Below are 16,639 nucleotides of genomic sequence, written 5' to 3'. Positions count from 1 at the left end.
TAGGGTTAAAATTTGCCACACTTTATTTTTCAGTTAATATTGAGTCAATCACTCACAATTTTTAGAGTAATTCGTGCAAGATTTCACTTCGAACTTACAACGTATCTTATTGTTTGGATTATTGTTTATCCTTATTTTTCTAGGTTACGATATTCTCAAATACTTCATTGTACCTGTGTTATGGGCATGTATTATTGCCTATATGACTTGGCCAATGTACAAACGCATATTAAGAATGTTTGGTTCGAATCGACCAACCCTCAGTGCATCACTCATGATTACGCTGGTGGTTTTGGTGGTTGGAATTCCACTGACTTTTGCCATTTTTATTTTACAACATGAAGGGCGAAATCTTTATTTCGACCTACAACGCCAATTATCTTCAGGTCATTTGACTGTTCCAGACTTTATCCGTGAGCTCCCCATCATTGGCAAAGAAGTCAGCCGTACCGTACGTGAAATTAATGCCGATCCTACCAGCCTTTCGCAAACCATTGGTCTGTGGATTCAAGGCCATATGAACTATGGTAAATTCGTCCTGAACGAAATTACCAAAAATCTGGTTAAGCTGGGTTTTGCAATCATGTCTTTATTCTTCTTCTATCGAGATGGTCAAACCATTTTGGAGCAAGTCAGTAAAGCTTTACAAATGTTAATTGGCCCACGTATTCACCATTATCTTAACACCATTTCTGAAACGACTCGTGCAGTGGTTTATGGTGTTGGTTTAACTGCGGTTGCTCAAGCATTTCTTGCTGGTGTAAGTTATTTTGTTGCGGGTGTTCCAAATCCAATGGTACTCACCATTGTGACTTTCTTGATGGCACTGATTCCATTTGGCCCTCCAGTTGCTTATGGTGCAGTTTCATTATGGCTGTTTTCACAAGGTCAAACCATGGAAGCAATCGGTGTAATGGCTTGGGGTGTTTGTATTGTCAGTACTGCTGATAATGTGATTCGACCTTTGGTTATTTCAGGTGCAACCAAGATTCCGTTCTTGTTGATCATGTTTGGTGTACTTGGTGGATTGGCAAGTTTTGGACTGGTTGGACTGTTTATTGGCCCTGTCATTCTTGCAATTCTCTTGGCCATTTGGCGTGAGTGGTTACATGAAACCACTGAACCAGAAATCCTAATGCCAGATGCCACGATGGCCTATGACATTGATGATGATCAGCCTACAAAACCTTAGCCCAATTCAGGCACGTGACAATTAAAATTTCAATATTTGAAATCGTATATTCGCGAATAAGCTTTAATTGGCGAATATACCTTGTCTAACGATCTATATATCGCAGATATTCTGCGTAATTATTTTGCTGATTATTTTGTTTATTTATTTTTAGTCAGCATAATCAATGCCAATCAAATTTACTGTTAAATAAATTCATACAATCAGACATTTAATTCACATTGTTTATCAGGCCGTGCTTTGTTTGAATAGTGACTAATCATAATCAAATACTTTGGATGCGTTCGATGACATCTACTTTCTTTAAAACTTCTATACTTTGTACATGTATCGCACTTTTTACAGCGGCATGTAGTACAACAACGGTCAAACCTAAGCTTAAAACACCATTACAAACAGTGGATATGCATGCGGTCTCTGCACAAGGCATTGGTGCAAAAATTGGTACAGTAAGCTTGCAAGATTCTCCAAATGGTTTAACCATCAACACCCAACTTAGCCAATTACCTTCTGGTTATCATGGTTTCCATATTCATGAAAAAGGCTCATGTGCCCCTGCTGAAAAAGACGGGAAAATGGGCGCTGCTTTAGCTGCGGGTGGTCATTTCAATCCACAGAAAACTGGACATGGCACTCCGAATGATGGGCATATGGGCGATTTACCTGTACTTAATGTAGATTCAAATGGTAATGCCAAAACAACCTTAATTGCACCACGTCTAAAACTGGCCGATATTCAAGGCTTAGCTATTATGATTCATGCGGGTGGCGATAATTATTCAGACCATCCAAAACCACTGGGTGGCGGTGGAGATCGTATTGCCTGTGGTGTGATTCAATAATTTAAATCATTAATTGTGGATAAGTATGCGCTTATCCACATCGTGTTTATTTTAGATGCGAAAGTGCATAACGGCGGCAATGTTCCAAATAACCTGCCTCATGTACACTCATCAATTCGACAATACTACGCCATAGCCAAAATGGTGCATCAATGGTTTTAGATTGATTACGTTTTAGCTCTTTTACCCAAGCACTACGTACTGAATCATCCATCTGTCGAGCATGTGCACGACCAACCACAAAAGCCAAATAGAAAGCTAAGTCTTTAGCTTCAACTTCATTGACCCCTTCTATTTCGAGTTTTAAATCTTGTGGCAATAACTCTCGAATAAAAACCGAAGTATCTAAAAACTTACTTGCTCGCATCCGCTCACCTAAAAATGGCGATAAATGTCTTGCGCCTTCAACAATTCTTGCCGCATTGTCTTTTGGCATTGGTGTATTTGAATAACGTGGTGCAAGTGCTGTTGTGGCTTCTTTCAGATCCATTAAACACAGGCCTTTCCCATCTCTGACAATATGATTCGATGAATCCATCAGTACGATATAGCGCAATAAGCCTAAAGAACTGCACCCTTTAACCCAATATGCTGAATCGATGACTTTCAATTGAGCGGATTGATCACGCTGACCAATCATTGTGACTAAATCTTGAATATCAGGCTGATTAAAAACACTATGAATTTCGAGATGTTCTTTTTTTAATAAGGGCCAAAATTTCTTCCCCAAGGTTATTTCAGGCGTTAAACCTTCTAAACGCTCTCTTGCTAAATTTTTCCAGGTTCTTTTAAGTGCTTTTTGCATTGCACTATGCACAAGTACTGGTCGCTGTAATTTATCAATCCCTCGACCGTTGTGTGCTAGGGCATGCACATAACCTGCATACAACGCCTCAATCATCTGCGCGGTGACCACACCAGGTAAATCTGAACTACGCACAGCTGTGGCTAAGGATAATCCTAAACGGATAACATCATTGGCAGGATTACCAATCACAGTTTGATCTAGGTCGCGAATTTCAATATCAATTTTACCCTCAGCATTGGCAACAGGACCCAAATTCCCAGTATGACAATCTCCACAAATCCAAATCGCAGGCCCCTGTGGGATTGAACTTATTTCAGCTTGCTTCAACCAATCATAATATTTGGCGGTATTGCCACGTACATAGGCATGGATCGAACCCGCCATTTTTAAATTACGGCGTTCTGTTAATTCAGCATTGCGATAACGAGGTTGTTTTATTTCAGTGTTTTGTTGGTTTGACATTTTTACTATTTTTAAGTATTTGATCGCTTATTCTGAGTTTTTTTAAGCATTTAAGTAAGGGTTAAACTGTATACAAAATGTTGAATATTACCGTTTATTTTTTACATTTCTATATGCAATAAATCGTGTCGCCTTTTCAGAAACGAGTAAAATATTGAAACGCCCAAGCCACTGAATTGACACTGTGAATAGCTATCAGCAAATCTTTCAAAATATAAAATCAAATTCAACTTTGATTTATTGCCTACAGATTTTGATTGTTTTAACTGGAACAACGCTTGGACTGTATTTTCTAGGTTATGAACAGCTCATTGTACCGATTACGCTTGGTGCAATTGCAACAGCGCTCACAGATTTTGATGACCGACTGAGTATTCGTTTAAGAAATCTTGGCTTGGTCTGTGTGCTGTTTTTTACTGTCAGTAGTATTTTAGATTTTTTACATCCCTATAAACTTTTATTTTTAATTTACTTATCTCTATCCAGCGCAGCTTTTATCTTAATGGGGGCATTGGGGCAACGCTATGCCACCATTTCATTTGGAACCGTGCTCTTGTCAATCTATACCATGTTTGGCTTAGGTGAATATACTGAGTGGTATCAACAGCCCAGTTATTTTGTCATGGGTACATTATGGTATGGCTTGACCTCTATCATTTTCTATCTACTGAAACCGACACAGGCTGTACAAGACAACTTATCCAATAGCTTTAATCTTCTTTCTGAGCTGTTGATGTCAAAAGCAAAACTGTTTGATCCTGATAATGTCGACAATGTTGAGCAACTTTTATATGATCTTTCTTTGCAAAACAGTCAGTTGGTACAAAACTTAAACCAAACCAAAGCCTCATTACTGACCCGATTAAAAGCCTCTCGTGCCAATAAAAACACCATTTACTGGCTTAATTTATATTTTCTGGCCCAAGATATTCATGAACAAGTTACGTCTAATTATTTGCACTATGAAAAGATTCATCAAAACTTTAGTCGCACAGATTTAATTTATCGTATTCAGAAGAATGTTCGTTTGCAGGCGCGCAATTGCCAGCAACTTGCCGAAGCAATTTTAAAACGCCAAATCTTTCAAACGCATACAGACAACAATATTGCTTTAGCCCATTTAGAAAACTCAATGCAGGAATGGATTCAACACAATCCACATAATTTAGAAGTAAAAAATTTACTGTTGGTATTAAACAATCTGAAAAATGTGCAAGATCAATTTATTAACCTAAGTATTGAACAACGTAATTATCAACAAAGTTATAGCCAACATCGAGATAATCTCAATTTATTGGATGATGATATCCATGATCTACCAGACCTTTGGCTCAAGATTAAACAACATTTAACCCCAAATTCTGCATTATTTCGCCATGCCGTGCGTATTGCTTTTGTGTTTGCTGTGGGCTATACCATTTCGCTACTGCCCTTTGCCAAAAACGGCTATTGGATTTTACTTACCAGTTTATTTGTATGCCAAATCAGTTATTTTGCCACCAAAAGCCGTTTAAAACTACGCACGCTAGGCACTGTATTAGGAGTACTTTTGGGTATTCCGATTTTATACTTTGTCCCCAGTATTGAAGGGCAATTGCTCCTCACCATTATTTTTGGGGTGTACTTTTTCTACCTACGCTCAAAAAAATATGCCATGGCGACTTTAATGGCAACGCTTATGGTCTTGTTAATCTTTAATTTAAAAGGCGCAGGCTATGCCATTATTTTACCGCGTATTATCGACACCCTCTTGGGATGTTTAATCGCATGGTTTGCGGTCAGTTTTATTTGGCCAGACTGGAACTTCCGTGATATTTCTAACAATATCCGAAAAAGCAGTAAAGCAACCTTAGACTATTTCGATGCGGTTGTTGAACAATATCAACAAGGCCGCACCAACAGTATTGATTATCGTAAAGCACGCCGAGCAGCACATAATGCACAGATTGAATTATCCACGATGATTTCCAGTTTAAGTGCTGAACCCAATCCAAATCCGGATTTAATTCACAATGCCTTTCGATACTTGGTCTATAGCCATAGCCAGCTCAGTTATGTTTCAGCTTTAGGTAGCCATCGTGAACATGTACATGATCAGCAGATTTTAGATTTGATGTTATGGTGCAAACATACCTTAACTGATGTTTTGCTTAACCAAACCGCTGTAAATGAAGCCTTAATTGAAACAAAGCTCACTGAAATTCAGCACATCAGTGATCAAGAAAATTTGTCAGATAATTTACTTTTGGTGCTTAAACAAATCAGTTTATTATTGGAAACCTTACCTGAGTTGTTAAAACTAAAAACAACCTTACTTCGATTAGAAATTAAATAGCAAGAATGACCAGACATTTAGAGGCTTCACATGAAACTTAGACATTGCCTAACGTTTTTATTCTCTGCATTGACCATTAGTGCTGCACCCAGTGCTTTTGCAGATTCTCAATTTAATCAAGACTTACAGCAATTTTTAGAGTGTAAAAAGACACTGAAAAATTATTATGACTTAGGTTTTCAATTTGAGGATGATCTGAAAAAGAATGGCTGGATCAAACAAGGTGAAGAATATAGCTATGTCAGTAAAGTCCCGATTATAGTATTCGGTCAAACTACAGATCAAATCAGTTTGGTTTCTGGTGGAATCTTGGCTGTTTTAAAACATGCAAATACCAAAGACCTCGCTAAAAAGTTTCAAATCACGCAAAACCCTTTCTTTAAAGATATGCCGTATTTTTCAGGAGAGAAAGTTGTAAAAACAGATCTTGAGACCAAAGAAATCGAAAAATCTTTGCGTAAACTGACTTTGGCTGAATCGAATCCCGTTGTAGATCAAGGTGAACATAAAACTTATATTGGGTGTGTTTATATCACTGCATTTGAACAGCAACAGCAGGATGCAGCAATCAAAGCATTACAATAATCGATCTTAAATATTGGGCTATATCTGGTCTGGAGACTAAAAGCTTATTCTCCAGAACAATCTTCCATCTATTTAAATGAATCGATTTTATTTACTATTTTTTTCAAATCGTTTAGATAATTCGGTTAGACTCAAGCTTCATTCTCATTTGACTAAGTGACCATGAATATCAAATCTTTACGTATTGTTGGTTTTCTTGAAGGCATTTCCTTTCTCCTTCTTCTCTTTATTGCGATGCCTTTGAAATATATTTGGGATATGCCTATTTATGTGAAATATATTGGCATGGGACATGGTGTGTTATTTCTTGCTTTTCTTGCTGTGTTATTGATTGTCTGTGGAAAACAGAAGTGGTCCATTCACATGTTTATTTTAGGTTTAATTGCTTCAATTTTACCTTTTGGGCCTTTTGTTTTTGATCATAAATTAAAAGCATTGCAACAGCCTTAACTTGTTTTATTTAAGAAGCAAAGCTCCCTCCCCTTTTACAAGGAGAGGGAAACTCAAGTGAGCTTAAAACTCACCATTTACTTGACGTTGCTGCATAATTGTTTTTAATAATCCACGTGGAATAGTGAACCACAAAGCAATTAACGCAAAACATGACAACGCATAAGCCCAGAGATGGAAATGCTCATACAGAATTCGAATCAGTTCAATCACAAAGAAGAACGTGAACATCATCAACACTGAAACAGCAGCAGCGACAGTGCCTTTAGAAACTTCAGATGACATTAACGCAAAACGATAAAGCACTGAAAAACTAATTCCTTCACCAAAACTGACCAAGGTCATGCCTAAAATAACGCAATGAAGAAAATATTCGCGCCAAATGATCCCGACCACCACAATTGCGGTACCTAAAAGCATCAAAGGTAAACCAATTAAAACTGTTTTACCCAGTGGCAAACGATCAATCACTTTAATCAACACAATATTGCCTAGAATCAATCCACCTAATACAGGGAATTGTGCCAGACCATATTGCATACTGCTGAGCCCCAGTTCTTCGACCAACATCACTGGAGACAATGCGATCCATAGCATCAAAGGCATCGCCACCATCGGCAAACCGAGGGTCATGCCCATGAACGTCTTATTTTTCAAGACTTGCATATAATCATCCCAAATATAACTCAACGGTTTTTTGGGAATACGGCTTGTACGTGCTGGCATCTTGGCTTTTAGACCAAACCAACTCAGAAAAGCTAAAAAGGCAATCGCAATAAATCCCCAGTGCCATGACACATGATCGATGAGGAATGCGCCGACAACAGGGCCAATCAAAGGGGCAAGCAAAGAAATATTTGCCATCAGTGCCATGACTTTAATGGCATCACGCTCTTCAAAGGTTTCTTGAATCGCGGCATAACCCACTGCTGCGATCACAGATAAACCAAAACCTTGCAAGAATCTTAAAACAAGAAAACTTTCAATATTGTGGGTGAGTAAAATTAATAAACAGGTGATGACAAAGAATGCAACACCTGACAATAAAACTTTCTTACGTCCTAATCGGTCAGACAAAGGTCCGAGTATCCCTGCGACGCATGCCCCGCCGAGAAGATAAAATGACATAGATGATGGTGCCCATGCACTACTCACACCAAATTCTTTGGTGATTGCGAGCATCGCGGGCTGAACCAAATCATTACCGATATAAACTGAAAATTCAAATAACACCAACGCCAATGGAAACATAAGCGTAGCGCGACTCAAACTTGCAGTTTGTTCTTTTTGCACTAAATTTTGCATTATTTTCTACATATCTTTATTGGCTTGCATCGCTCACACTACTTTTTAAAGATAAGCGTTCGCCCAATGACAAGCACTGAAATATAAATATTAAATTGTGGAATTTACGTTGAATAAAGGCAGTTCAACACCGTATTCACAAGGTGTCTAATTCAATAGGTAAAGTAATTGCTGAAACTATATTTGTGAGATTTATAACTTAACCCAATCTATGAGAAAGCTCACAGAGGTACACACAGGGTTAAGTTTTACTAGTCTAACACAGACAAATTTCCAGTGAAAGTTGAACATTTATTATTCTTAAGCTACTCTAAATGCTGTATAAGCGGATATAAATAATTTAAATGAAAAATAAAAACCCAATATCGCTGATCATTATTGGCGTGATTTTATTGTTGGTAGGTGGAGGACTTTATTTTATCAGTTCTGCACCTAAAATTAGTGCTGAAGATCAGGCGCGATGTGAACAATTGGTTCAAAATAAATATGCTGAAAACTCAAGCACTATCATAGGAAGCTGTAAAACAGATACAGGCTTTGTAGCACTGATGGATAGTCAAGCCAATGCGACCGCCTCGGCTGAAGATACGGCGAAAGCGATTAGCTCCGCCAACCATAAAGAATTGGGCTTGGGTATATTTGGCAAGTTCTTAATGGGACTATGTGTGGGTATCGGGATTGCATTGCTGATCAAAGGCTTGATTGCACTCAAGAACAAACCACAATCTATAAATTAATTACCAAAGCGAATTGTAATTCTCACAGTTTGCTTTATTCATCATCGCGCACTGTTGATTTGATAAATGTGCCACGTTTAATATCGTCATATGCTTCAAGAATTTCAGTATAGTTGTTCATGACGAATGGCCCATGCCCATTGATTGGCTCTTGAAGCGGTTTGCCTGTAAGCAGCAACAATTTACACTGTTGCAATGCCGTTATTTCAAAGTCTTGTTCCAAACTCGACATCACAGCAAGCCCTTGCTCTTCAAATATTTCATCTTCAGCTTGAAACTGAGCTTTACCCGTTCGTAAATAGACCAGTGTGGTTTCTCCTGCGCCTGCGGGCAATCTGATCTTATGCCCTGCTTGGATTTCAATATCCAAAACTTGAAGTGGCGAATGCGTTTTTGCTGGCCCTTGATTGCCTTGATAGTTCCCAGCAATCACCCGTACCGTTCCAGCACTATTCGGGAGTTCAATCACTGGAATATTGGCTTTTCGCAAGCTTTGGTAACGTGGTGGATTCATTTTATCTTTGGCAGGTAAATTCACCCACAGTTGTACCATTTCAAAATAGCCACCCGTTTTTGAAAATGCCTCACTAAAGACCTCTTTGTGTTCCACACCTGAAGCTGCGGTCATCCATTGCACATCACCCGCTGAAACAATACCACCACCACCCGATGAGTCACGATGTTCTAATTCACCAGCAAAAATCAAGGTAACCGTTTCAAAACCACGATGAGGATGCTCACTCACCCCTTTGCGTAAATTGGTCAGTTTTAAAACACCAGGTCCTAAATGATCCAGTAATAGAAAGGGAGAAACGGTATTGCCTAATTCATAGTGTGAAAATACGGAAAGTACAGGATAAAAATCCCCTATCGCAAAACGGGTGTCATTACGATGAATAAAGGCAAGGGTTTTCATAGTGTCACTATTCTCTGATTGAGTAAAAGCATTAGCCATAAAAATGTTGTTTTAAATTAAAGCTATATTCGGTGAGATATTGCTTTAATTTTTCAATATCATTGGTCGGTTCAATCGCTCTTAGATTTAAGGCCTCAATTTTATTTTCTAACAGTTGTAAGATTTGCGCTTGTTCCGCGACAGGTAATTGCGCTTTTTCTTTCTGCTGCTTTTTGATTTCTAAATAATCTTCTGCCCAATGTCGTAAGGGATCATGAGTATCGATTTGATCAAACAATTGCGTAATCAGGAGTTCGGGCATAATTTGCTGTGTTGCCAATTCTGCTGACATCAGACCACGAATAGAATAAAACACTTTTTTATAGGTAAAGTTATCTGCGGTTTGCATGACATGCATACCGCCTTTCGCCAACGACAAGTAATGATAATACAGCGCTTTATAGTCTATTCGTTCAAGTAAGCCATCTCTAAATTTTTCCCATTCAGGAAATTGATTAAAATAGACTATATGTGCACGTACCCACTCTAAAACAGTCGGATTACTTTTTGCCAAAAGCCCAAACATTTTATTTAAGTCGAATGAAACGAAGTCAAAGTCGCCATCCATGATCTCGATTAAATCACGGTGTTGGCGATAATCGTAATATTGTGCTTTGGAGGGTAGATGAAAACCACGCACATCGTAATCGCTGTCTGGACTTGCCATACCCCATAAGCGACTACCGCTTTCGATATAAAACAGTGGATGTTCATCTCGATTTTGGAATAAGTTTTGAATTTCTTGTCGGATGTTCATTGTGTTCACATTTTGGGTAAATCTATAAGTTTTATATCATCAATTTCAGTGCTTTTTAAATTTTCTTTGAATCCAAGGTTTTCTTCCCTTTGTTTTTAATTCAAAAGCTTTATCAATATTCGCTTTAATTCATTCGGATACTTACCATTATAATTTGCTTTATAGCCAACCTGTCAAAAGCTCAGACATAAGAATAGAATTTCTATTAATTAATACTTTTAATTAAATCAATTACATGTAAAAAATAAATTGTTTGATTATAAAAAGCTTGCAATGCCGCACCTTACATTCAAAGTTTAAATACCTTTGCGTAGGCGATGCCTCACTTTTCAGAGATAAAAAGATGAATTGATAACCAACAGTTTCTAAAAGTTCATACAAAAACATAAGCTTTATTTATGATTAATGACTTGATGGAAATCACTTGTATGAATAATGAGGTGGTTTGACTATATATTTTATATATTCAACTTTTTATATCAGTCAAAAATGCGAAAGATCAAAACCATTACCTACAATTAAAATATTCATTTATTGTGATTTCCCAAATAAAAAAACGTACCAAGTCTGATACGTTTTTATCCAGCATTTCTATCTATTTTTTAAGCATAAATCAAAAAATCATTAAGGACATTTTGCCTTTTGGAATGTCTTGGTGTTCTTACCACGGTAACACTGATATTCCTTTTGCATATCTATACGTTTCCACTGACCATCAATATTTTTAAAGCTATACACACTACGAATTGAGCGCACTGAATCATCCATCAAACCTGTTTCAGTCAACTTCACCTCGGCAACGGTGGGGGATTCCACACTATTAAAATACTGACGCAACTCAACAGTCGCGAGATCCTTACGCAAATCAGGACGTTCATTTAAAACCTGACTTAATGGTGTCTCTGAACCACCTACTTTATTCATTAAATTTTGTGTTGTTGCACAGCCAGACAAAGCCACTAAACAAAATACTGAAATTAAACTCAAACGATTCATTCTGATCACCCTAAAACTAAAAGCATAGCCTAATAATGCTATGCTTTTTAAACGTACACTATTTAAAAACTGTGTCTTTATGACTCATCTGCGATATGGCTAACATCGAGCGCTATGATTTTTTGATCATTTTCATCAAACATCAAGGCTTGATCACCTAGATCCAGCATATAAAAATGCCCTGCATCGGTTAGGAAATGCCAAGCAACGATCTCTTGCCCATTATACTCATGTGATGGATCACCAATGGTAATACGATCTAGCTCCTGACCTGCTTGCAGGCATAAAGCTTGAATAATTTTAAAATAACGTGGGCTGTTTTCCGCTGCTTGCTGTTTACGTTGTTCTAAATTTGGAATTTTGGCTGCAACCTGCTCTACAATCGTCAAAATCTGATCTTCATCGACAATCTGTAACTTTGGATGTTGCTTTAACCATCGACTATTTATTTCAATCAAATCTTCACTATCATTCAATGCATAAAACTGGTCATCAAAAGCATTGAGAATATCTCGTTGCTCATTTTCACCAAAGTATTCACCCTCTAAGAACTGTTCTAATTGCTCATCTGAAAACTGATCGATTAAATCCGCACTTTGCTCAAAGAGAGCCGAATGCGCAGTCGCATTCATAGCTTTTAATCCTTCACGAACATGTTTCACCATGAACGCATCCCAACCCGTGTTATAAACGAATTGTGAAAAACCACCATTATTGACTTGAGCAAGATAGTAATCGACAAAATAACTGTATAAAGCCTCTGCGGATACTTCATCATATTCGACATAATGTTCAAATAAGCCATTTAAGCTATCAATATTGGACATAATCACATCATAGTGATCATCACTGTCTAAACTTTGTTTAGAAATTAAAATGTTATCAATGAGCATAGTTTTCAGTTTCTTATCAATATTTAAGCGCAACCAACATAACAAATTTTCAGTAATAAATGGCGACCAGCATGTAACTTTATTTTATCTTTTGTTCGGCAATAAAAAAGCGCTTCTCTCGAAGCGCTTGTACAACGAGCTATTTAAATCATTACAGATCAAATAACTTACCTGGGTTCATGATGCCATTTGGATCGAACACTTTCTTCAAGGCTTTCATATATTCAATTTCTTCAGCAGTCCGTGTGTAATCCAGATAAGGCTTTTTGGTCATGCCTACGCCATGCTCTGCAGAAATTGAACCGTCATATTTCTTCACAGTTTCAAACACATACTTATTTACCACCTGACATTTGGCAAAGAATTCATCTTTAGATAAATTCACAGGTTTTAAAATATTTAAGTGTAGGTTTCCATCACCAATATGGCCGAACCAGCAGATTTCGAAATCAGGATAATTTTCAGCAACAATTGTATCAATTTCCTTAATAAAAGCAGGAACGTGTGTAATCAATACTGAAATATCATTTTTATACGGAGTAAATGGGGCAATCGTTTCAGAAATGTCTTCACGTAAACGCCATAAGCTTTGAACTTGTTCAAGATTTTGGCTCATCACTCCATCAAGCACCCAGCCTTGTTCCATGCAATGCTCGAAAATTTCCATCGCAGCATCCATAATCGGTTCATACGGCGCTTCAAATTCAAGTAAAACGTAGAATGGGCATTCTGTTTCAAATGGACGTTGTACATGACCACGATCCAAAACTTTTTGCATCGCCAGTTCACCAAAGAACTCAAAGGCAGTTAAATCAATTTTGCTTTGGAATGCATGTAATACAGGCATGATTGCATCAAAATCAGGAACACCCAATACCATCACTTGTAGATCATGCGGTTGGCGTTCAAGTTTAATTTCAGCTTCAGTCACTAAGCCTAAAGTCCCTTCACCACCGATGAATAAATGTTGCATTGCATAACCTGTAGCATTTTTAATCATGCCTTTGTTTAAACGCAATACATCACCTTTACCCGTCACCACGGTCAGACCAAGTACCCAATTACGAGTCATCCCGTATTTGATCACTTTAATTCCGCCTGCATTGGTTCCAATGTTGCCCCCCAATTGTGATGAACCCGCAGAAGCAAAATCAACCGGATAATACATCCCTTGTTCTTCTGCATAGTTCTGCAACTGTTCAGTCACCACACCCGCCTGAATACGCACCATACGGTCAGCTGGATAAAATTCTAAAATTTGGTTCATTTTGTCGAAGCTCACGACAATTTCACCATTGGCAGCAACAGCACCTGCCGATAAACCTGTACGGCCACCCGATGGGGTAATCGCAACATTAAACTGATTGGCCAATTGAACAATTGCTTGCACTTGTTCTGTGCTCGATGGGAAAACGATGACCGATGGCTGAGGATCAAAATGCTTAGTATGGTCTTTGCCCCAATTTTCTAAGCTGTCAGCATCGGTTTTAATTCGGTTTTCACCGACGATTTGCGTCAATTGGGTCAATAATTCAGGTGCTATCGTTACTGGAGCATTCATCGTTTTGCGGACCTAGCAAGAAGTAAATAAGAGGTTGTGCTATACAACATTCGAGATTTTAAATCAGTCTGTGAAAATTTTTCAGCATTTTTTATAGCTGAAATCGGCAGCTTTACTGATTTTAGCAGTATTTTACCTAGATGACTGCTGAGGATAAAGCACAGATTTGATTCACATTATCCACACTTTGTGTATAAAGTGTGCTTCAAGCATTATAAAAATCAATGCATTAGCATTTCATTTAAATTTTGAATAATGCTTATCAGAAATCGTAGATAAAATATCCACTGTACTGTCACAATCGAAATATCTATAGAACAAGGTCTATGGTATCATATTGCGACTAAATTTGGCCTTTGTAGCGGAGCCGTAATGAGCCAACATCTTTCACTACCTAAAGATAAAATTCGTTTCTTGTTGTTAGAGGGCGTTCATCAAAACGCAATCGACACGTTAAATGCTGCCGGATATACCAATATCGACTACCGTAAAACTGCGCTTGAGGGTGAAGCGTTGAAAGAAGCGGTTAAAGATGCACACTTCATTGGTATTCGTTCCCGTACACAATTAACTGAAGAAGTCTTTGCAGCTGCGAATAAATTGATCGCAGTGGGTTGTTTCTGTATCGGAACAAACCAAGTGAATTTAAATGCAGCCATGATTCGTGGTATTCCTGTATTTAACGCACCATACTCAAATACTCGTTCAGTTGCTGAATTGGTTCTTGCAGAATCAATTCTTTTACTTCGTGGTGTGCCTGCTAAATCTGCTTCAACTCACCGCGGTGGTTGGAACAAGTCTGCGGTAGGTTCATTTGAAACGCGTGGTAAAACTTTAGGTATCGTGGGTTATGGCTCTATTGGTTCTCAACTTTCAGTTTTAGCTGAAAGCATGGGTATGCACGTCATTTATTATGATGCTGTGACTAAGCTTCCTATGGGTAATGCACGTCAAGTGGGTTCTTTAGATGAACTACTTGCAAATGCAGATGTTGTTACACTGCATGTACCCGATGTTCCTTCAACTCGTAACTTCTTTGCAAAAGCTCAATTTGCGAAAATGAAAGAAGGTTCAATCTTCATCAATGCTGCACGTGGTACATGTGTTGTTATTGAAGATTTGGCAGATGCGATTAAATCTGGTCATATTGCTGGTGCAGCTGTTGACGTATTCCCGAAAGAACCTAAAGCCAATGGCGAGGAATTTGTTTCTCCACTTCGTGGCCTAGACAATGTGATTTTAACACCTCACGTTGGTGGTTCAACCATGGAAGCGCAAGCCAACATCGGTCTAGAAGTTGCAGAAAAATTTGTGGCTTATTCAGATAAAGGCATGACTTTGTCTGCGGTAAACTTCCCTGAAATCGCACTTCCATTGACTGAAGGTAAACACCGTTTACTACACATTCATAAAAATGTGCCAGGCGTGTTATCTAAAATTAACAACCTGTTCGCTGAACATGGCATCAACATTTCTGGTCAGTCTTTAATGACTAAAGGTGATGTCGGTTACTTGGTGATGGATGTAGACGCAACTGCATCTCAAGAAGCGCTTGATACCCTTCATGAAGTTGAAGGCACAATCCGCGTTCGCGTATTGTTCTAAGACGATTTAAGTTAAAAAAACCACAGGTATTTGCCTGTGGTTTTTTTATGGGATTTATAAATCTGTCACTTCTTTCCGATAGCATATTTTTAAGTTAAATTATTTGATTAATAAACTATTTAGCATCTTCTCTCACCCTACGCTACAAAGACAGTGTACTATCTAAAGCGCAATAAGCTTTGTAAATTACATGAGCATTTCATCTAAATTGTTTTATATAAAAAGCCTGTTGCGGAGATTTTCCTCCAAGCCCTTACTCTAAATTTCAGAACCAATGCCAAATTTAAAAAATGCACCACACCTGCAAGCTTTAGTTCTATTGTTCATTGCCATGATCAGTATGCAAAGCAGTGGCGCATTAGCAAAAACATTATTTGATCAATTTCCAGTCCTTACCATATCCGCTATGCGTTTATTGCTCGGCTCATTGATTTTGGCCGTGATTTTTAAAATTTGGCAGGTCAATTTTAAACAGGTGAAATGGTCATCCATCATCAGTTATGGTATTGCCCTTGCAGGAATGAATGCTTTATTTTACTTATCGATTCATCGTATTCCGCTCGGCATTGCCGTAGCGTTTGAATTTATTGGACCGCTCAGTGTGGCCCTGTTTCATGCACGACAAAAATTCGATTTTATTTGGGTTGGGCTTGCAGTACTTGGACTGGTTTTACTGTTTCCATTTGATCAGGCAAAGCAAAGCCTTGACCCTATTGGCATTGCCTTTGCCTTAGCTGCTGGCGCTTGCTGGGCGCTGTATATTATTGCAGGTCAACGACCTTCAGGGGTTTCTGGAAACCATACTGTATGCTTGGGGATGTTTGTAGGCATGTTGTGCTTAATGCCAATTGCCTTATTTTCTGGGATGCCTTTGCAGGTTTTTGAACCTTCAAATTTAATTTATTTTATTGCGTTGGCGATCTTGGCAAGTGCCTTGCCGTTTTCTTTGGAAATGATTGCATTAAGAAATTTATCTGCTTTAAGCTTTGGCACGTTAATGAGCCTAGAACCTGCAATTGCAGCATTTTCAGGATTTATTTTCTTAAATGAACAATTGTTATGGACTCAATGGTTGGCATTAGCCACGATCATTAGTGCGTCAATTGGTTGCACCGTAACCACACAAAAAGCACGGCATAAAGGATAAAACCACCTC

The 16,639-nt window shown here is 38.2% G+C and carries 15 protein-coding genes; 8 read left to right on the top strand and 7 right to left on the bottom strand.

The window, feature by feature from the left end; genetic code table 11:
• Positions 1-73 precede the first annotated feature (73 nt).
• Together AC07U8_RS02040 and sodC are read left to right on the top strand one after the other, a co-directional pair.
• Positions 74-1,192: an AI-2E family transporter gene (locus AC07U8_RS02040; protein WP_494737226.1), complete on the top strand. Its 1,119-nt coding sequence runs from the start codon at positions 74-76 to the stop codon at positions 1,190-1,192.
• Positions 1,193-1,479: 287 nt separating this feature from the next.
• A complete protein-coding gene (gene sodC, locus AC07U8_RS02035) occupies positions 1,480-2,034 on the top strand; it encodes a superoxide dismutase family protein (RefSeq protein ID WP_004718225.1) in 555 nt (184 codons plus the stop codon).
• A gap of 46 nt (positions 2,035-2,080) precedes the next feature.
• Here the strand turns inward: sodC and AC07U8_RS02030 are convergent, their stop codons facing one another.
• A complete protein-coding gene (locus tag AC07U8_RS02030) occupies positions 2,081-3,304 on the bottom strand; it encodes a DUF2252 family protein (protein WP_494737225.1) in 1,224 nt (407 codons plus the stop codon).
• A 184-nt stretch (positions 3,305-3,488) separates the two neighbouring features.
• Between AC07U8_RS02030 and yccS the strand changes: the two genes are divergently transcribed.
• From yccS to AC07U8_RS02015, 3 genes are all read left to right on the top strand, one after another.
• A complete protein-coding gene (gene yccS / locus AC07U8_RS02025) occupies positions 3,489-5,639 on the top strand; it encodes a YccS family putative transporter (RefSeq protein ID WP_494737224.1) in 2,151 nt (716 codons plus the stop codon).
• 30 nt (positions 5,640-5,669) lie between these two features.
• Positions 5,670-6,224 carry a hypothetical protein gene (locus AC07U8_RS02020; protein ID WP_034615369.1) on the top strand — a complete coding sequence of 185 codons (555 nt, stop codon included), beginning with the start codon at positions 5,670-5,672 and terminating at the stop codon, positions 6,222-6,224.
• A 162-nt stretch (positions 6,225-6,386) separates the two neighbouring features.
• The gene (locus tag AC07U8_RS02015; RefSeq protein WP_034615366.1) at positions 6,387-6,674 is read left to right on the top strand and encodes a DUF3817 domain-containing protein; all 288 of its coding nucleotides are present in this window, start codon (positions 6,387-6,389) and stop codon (positions 6,672-6,674) included.
• Between the two features lie 63 nt (positions 6,675-6,737).
• Here AC07U8_RS02015 and craA read toward each other — a convergent pair whose 3' ends face one another.
• Positions 6,738-7,979 carry a chloramphenicol efflux MFS transporter CraA gene (gene craA, locus AC07U8_RS02010; RefSeq protein ID WP_494737223.1) on the bottom strand — a complete coding sequence of 414 codons (1,242 nt, stop codon included), beginning with the start codon at positions 7,977-7,979 and terminating at the stop codon, positions 6,738-6,740.
• 344 nt (positions 7,980-8,323) lie between these two features.
• Between craA and AC07U8_RS02005 the strand changes: the two genes are divergently transcribed.
• Positions 8,324-8,716 carry a hypothetical protein gene (locus AC07U8_RS02005; protein WP_004718237.1) on the top strand — a complete coding sequence of 131 codons (393 nt, stop codon included), beginning with the start codon at positions 8,324-8,326 and terminating at the stop codon, positions 8,714-8,716.
• Between the two features lie 34 nt (positions 8,717-8,750).
• Here the strand turns inward: AC07U8_RS02005 and AC07U8_RS02000 are convergent, their stop codons facing one another.
• The 5 genes from AC07U8_RS02000 to AC07U8_RS01980 all read right to left on the bottom strand — a co-directional run bounded on the left by AC07U8_RS02000 (position 8,751) and on the right by AC07U8_RS01980 (position 13,878).
• Positions 8,751-9,632, bottom strand: a complete 882-nt coding sequence (locus AC07U8_RS02000) for a pirin family protein (protein WP_494737222.1) — start codon at positions 9,630-9,632, stop codon at positions 8,751-8,753.
• Between the two features lie 31 nt (positions 9,633-9,663).
• Positions 9,664-10,428, bottom strand: coding sequence for a nucleotidyltransferase domain-containing protein (locus AC07U8_RS01995; protein ID WP_494737221.1), 765 nt, complete (start codon positions 10,426-10,428; stop codon positions 9,664-9,666).
• A 624-nt stretch (positions 10,429-11,052) separates the two neighbouring features.
• Positions 11,053-11,424: a hypothetical protein gene (locus tag AC07U8_RS01990; RefSeq protein ID WP_166783044.1), complete on the bottom strand. Its 372-nt coding sequence runs from the start codon at positions 11,422-11,424 to the stop codon at positions 11,053-11,055.
• A gap of 77 nt (positions 11,425-11,501) precedes the next feature.
• Positions 11,502-12,317, bottom strand: coding sequence for a DMP19 family protein (locus AC07U8_RS01985; RefSeq protein WP_494737220.1), 816 nt, complete (start codon positions 12,315-12,317; stop codon positions 11,502-11,504).
• Between the two features lie 151 nt (positions 12,318-12,468).
• Positions 12,469-13,878 (bottom strand): FAD-binding oxidoreductase, encoded by a 1,410-nt coding sequence (locus AC07U8_RS01980; RefSeq protein ID WP_004718247.1) that lies wholly within the window; start codon positions 13,876-13,878, stop codon positions 12,469-12,471.
• A gap of 372 nt (positions 13,879-14,250) precedes the next feature.
• Between AC07U8_RS01980 and serA the strand changes: the two genes are divergently transcribed.
• The gene (serA, locus tag AC07U8_RS01975) at positions 14,251-15,483 is read left to right on the top strand and encodes a phosphoglycerate dehydrogenase (protein WP_004718250.1); all 1,233 of its coding nucleotides are present in this window, start codon (positions 14,251-14,253) and stop codon (positions 15,481-15,483) included.
• Positions 15,484-15,757: 274 nt separating this feature from the next.
• Positions 15,758-16,630 carry an EamA family transporter gene (locus AC07U8_RS01970; RefSeq protein ID WP_004818674.1) on the top strand — a complete coding sequence of 291 codons (873 nt, stop codon included), beginning with the start codon at positions 15,758-15,760 and terminating at the stop codon, positions 16,628-16,630.
• Positions 16,631-16,639: the final 9 nt, after the last annotated feature.

The sequence above is a fragment of the Acinetobacter sp. GW821-FHT01E09 genome, from assembly GCF_059422385.1.
This window is presented reverse-complemented; position numbering and strand designations above follow the sequence as displayed.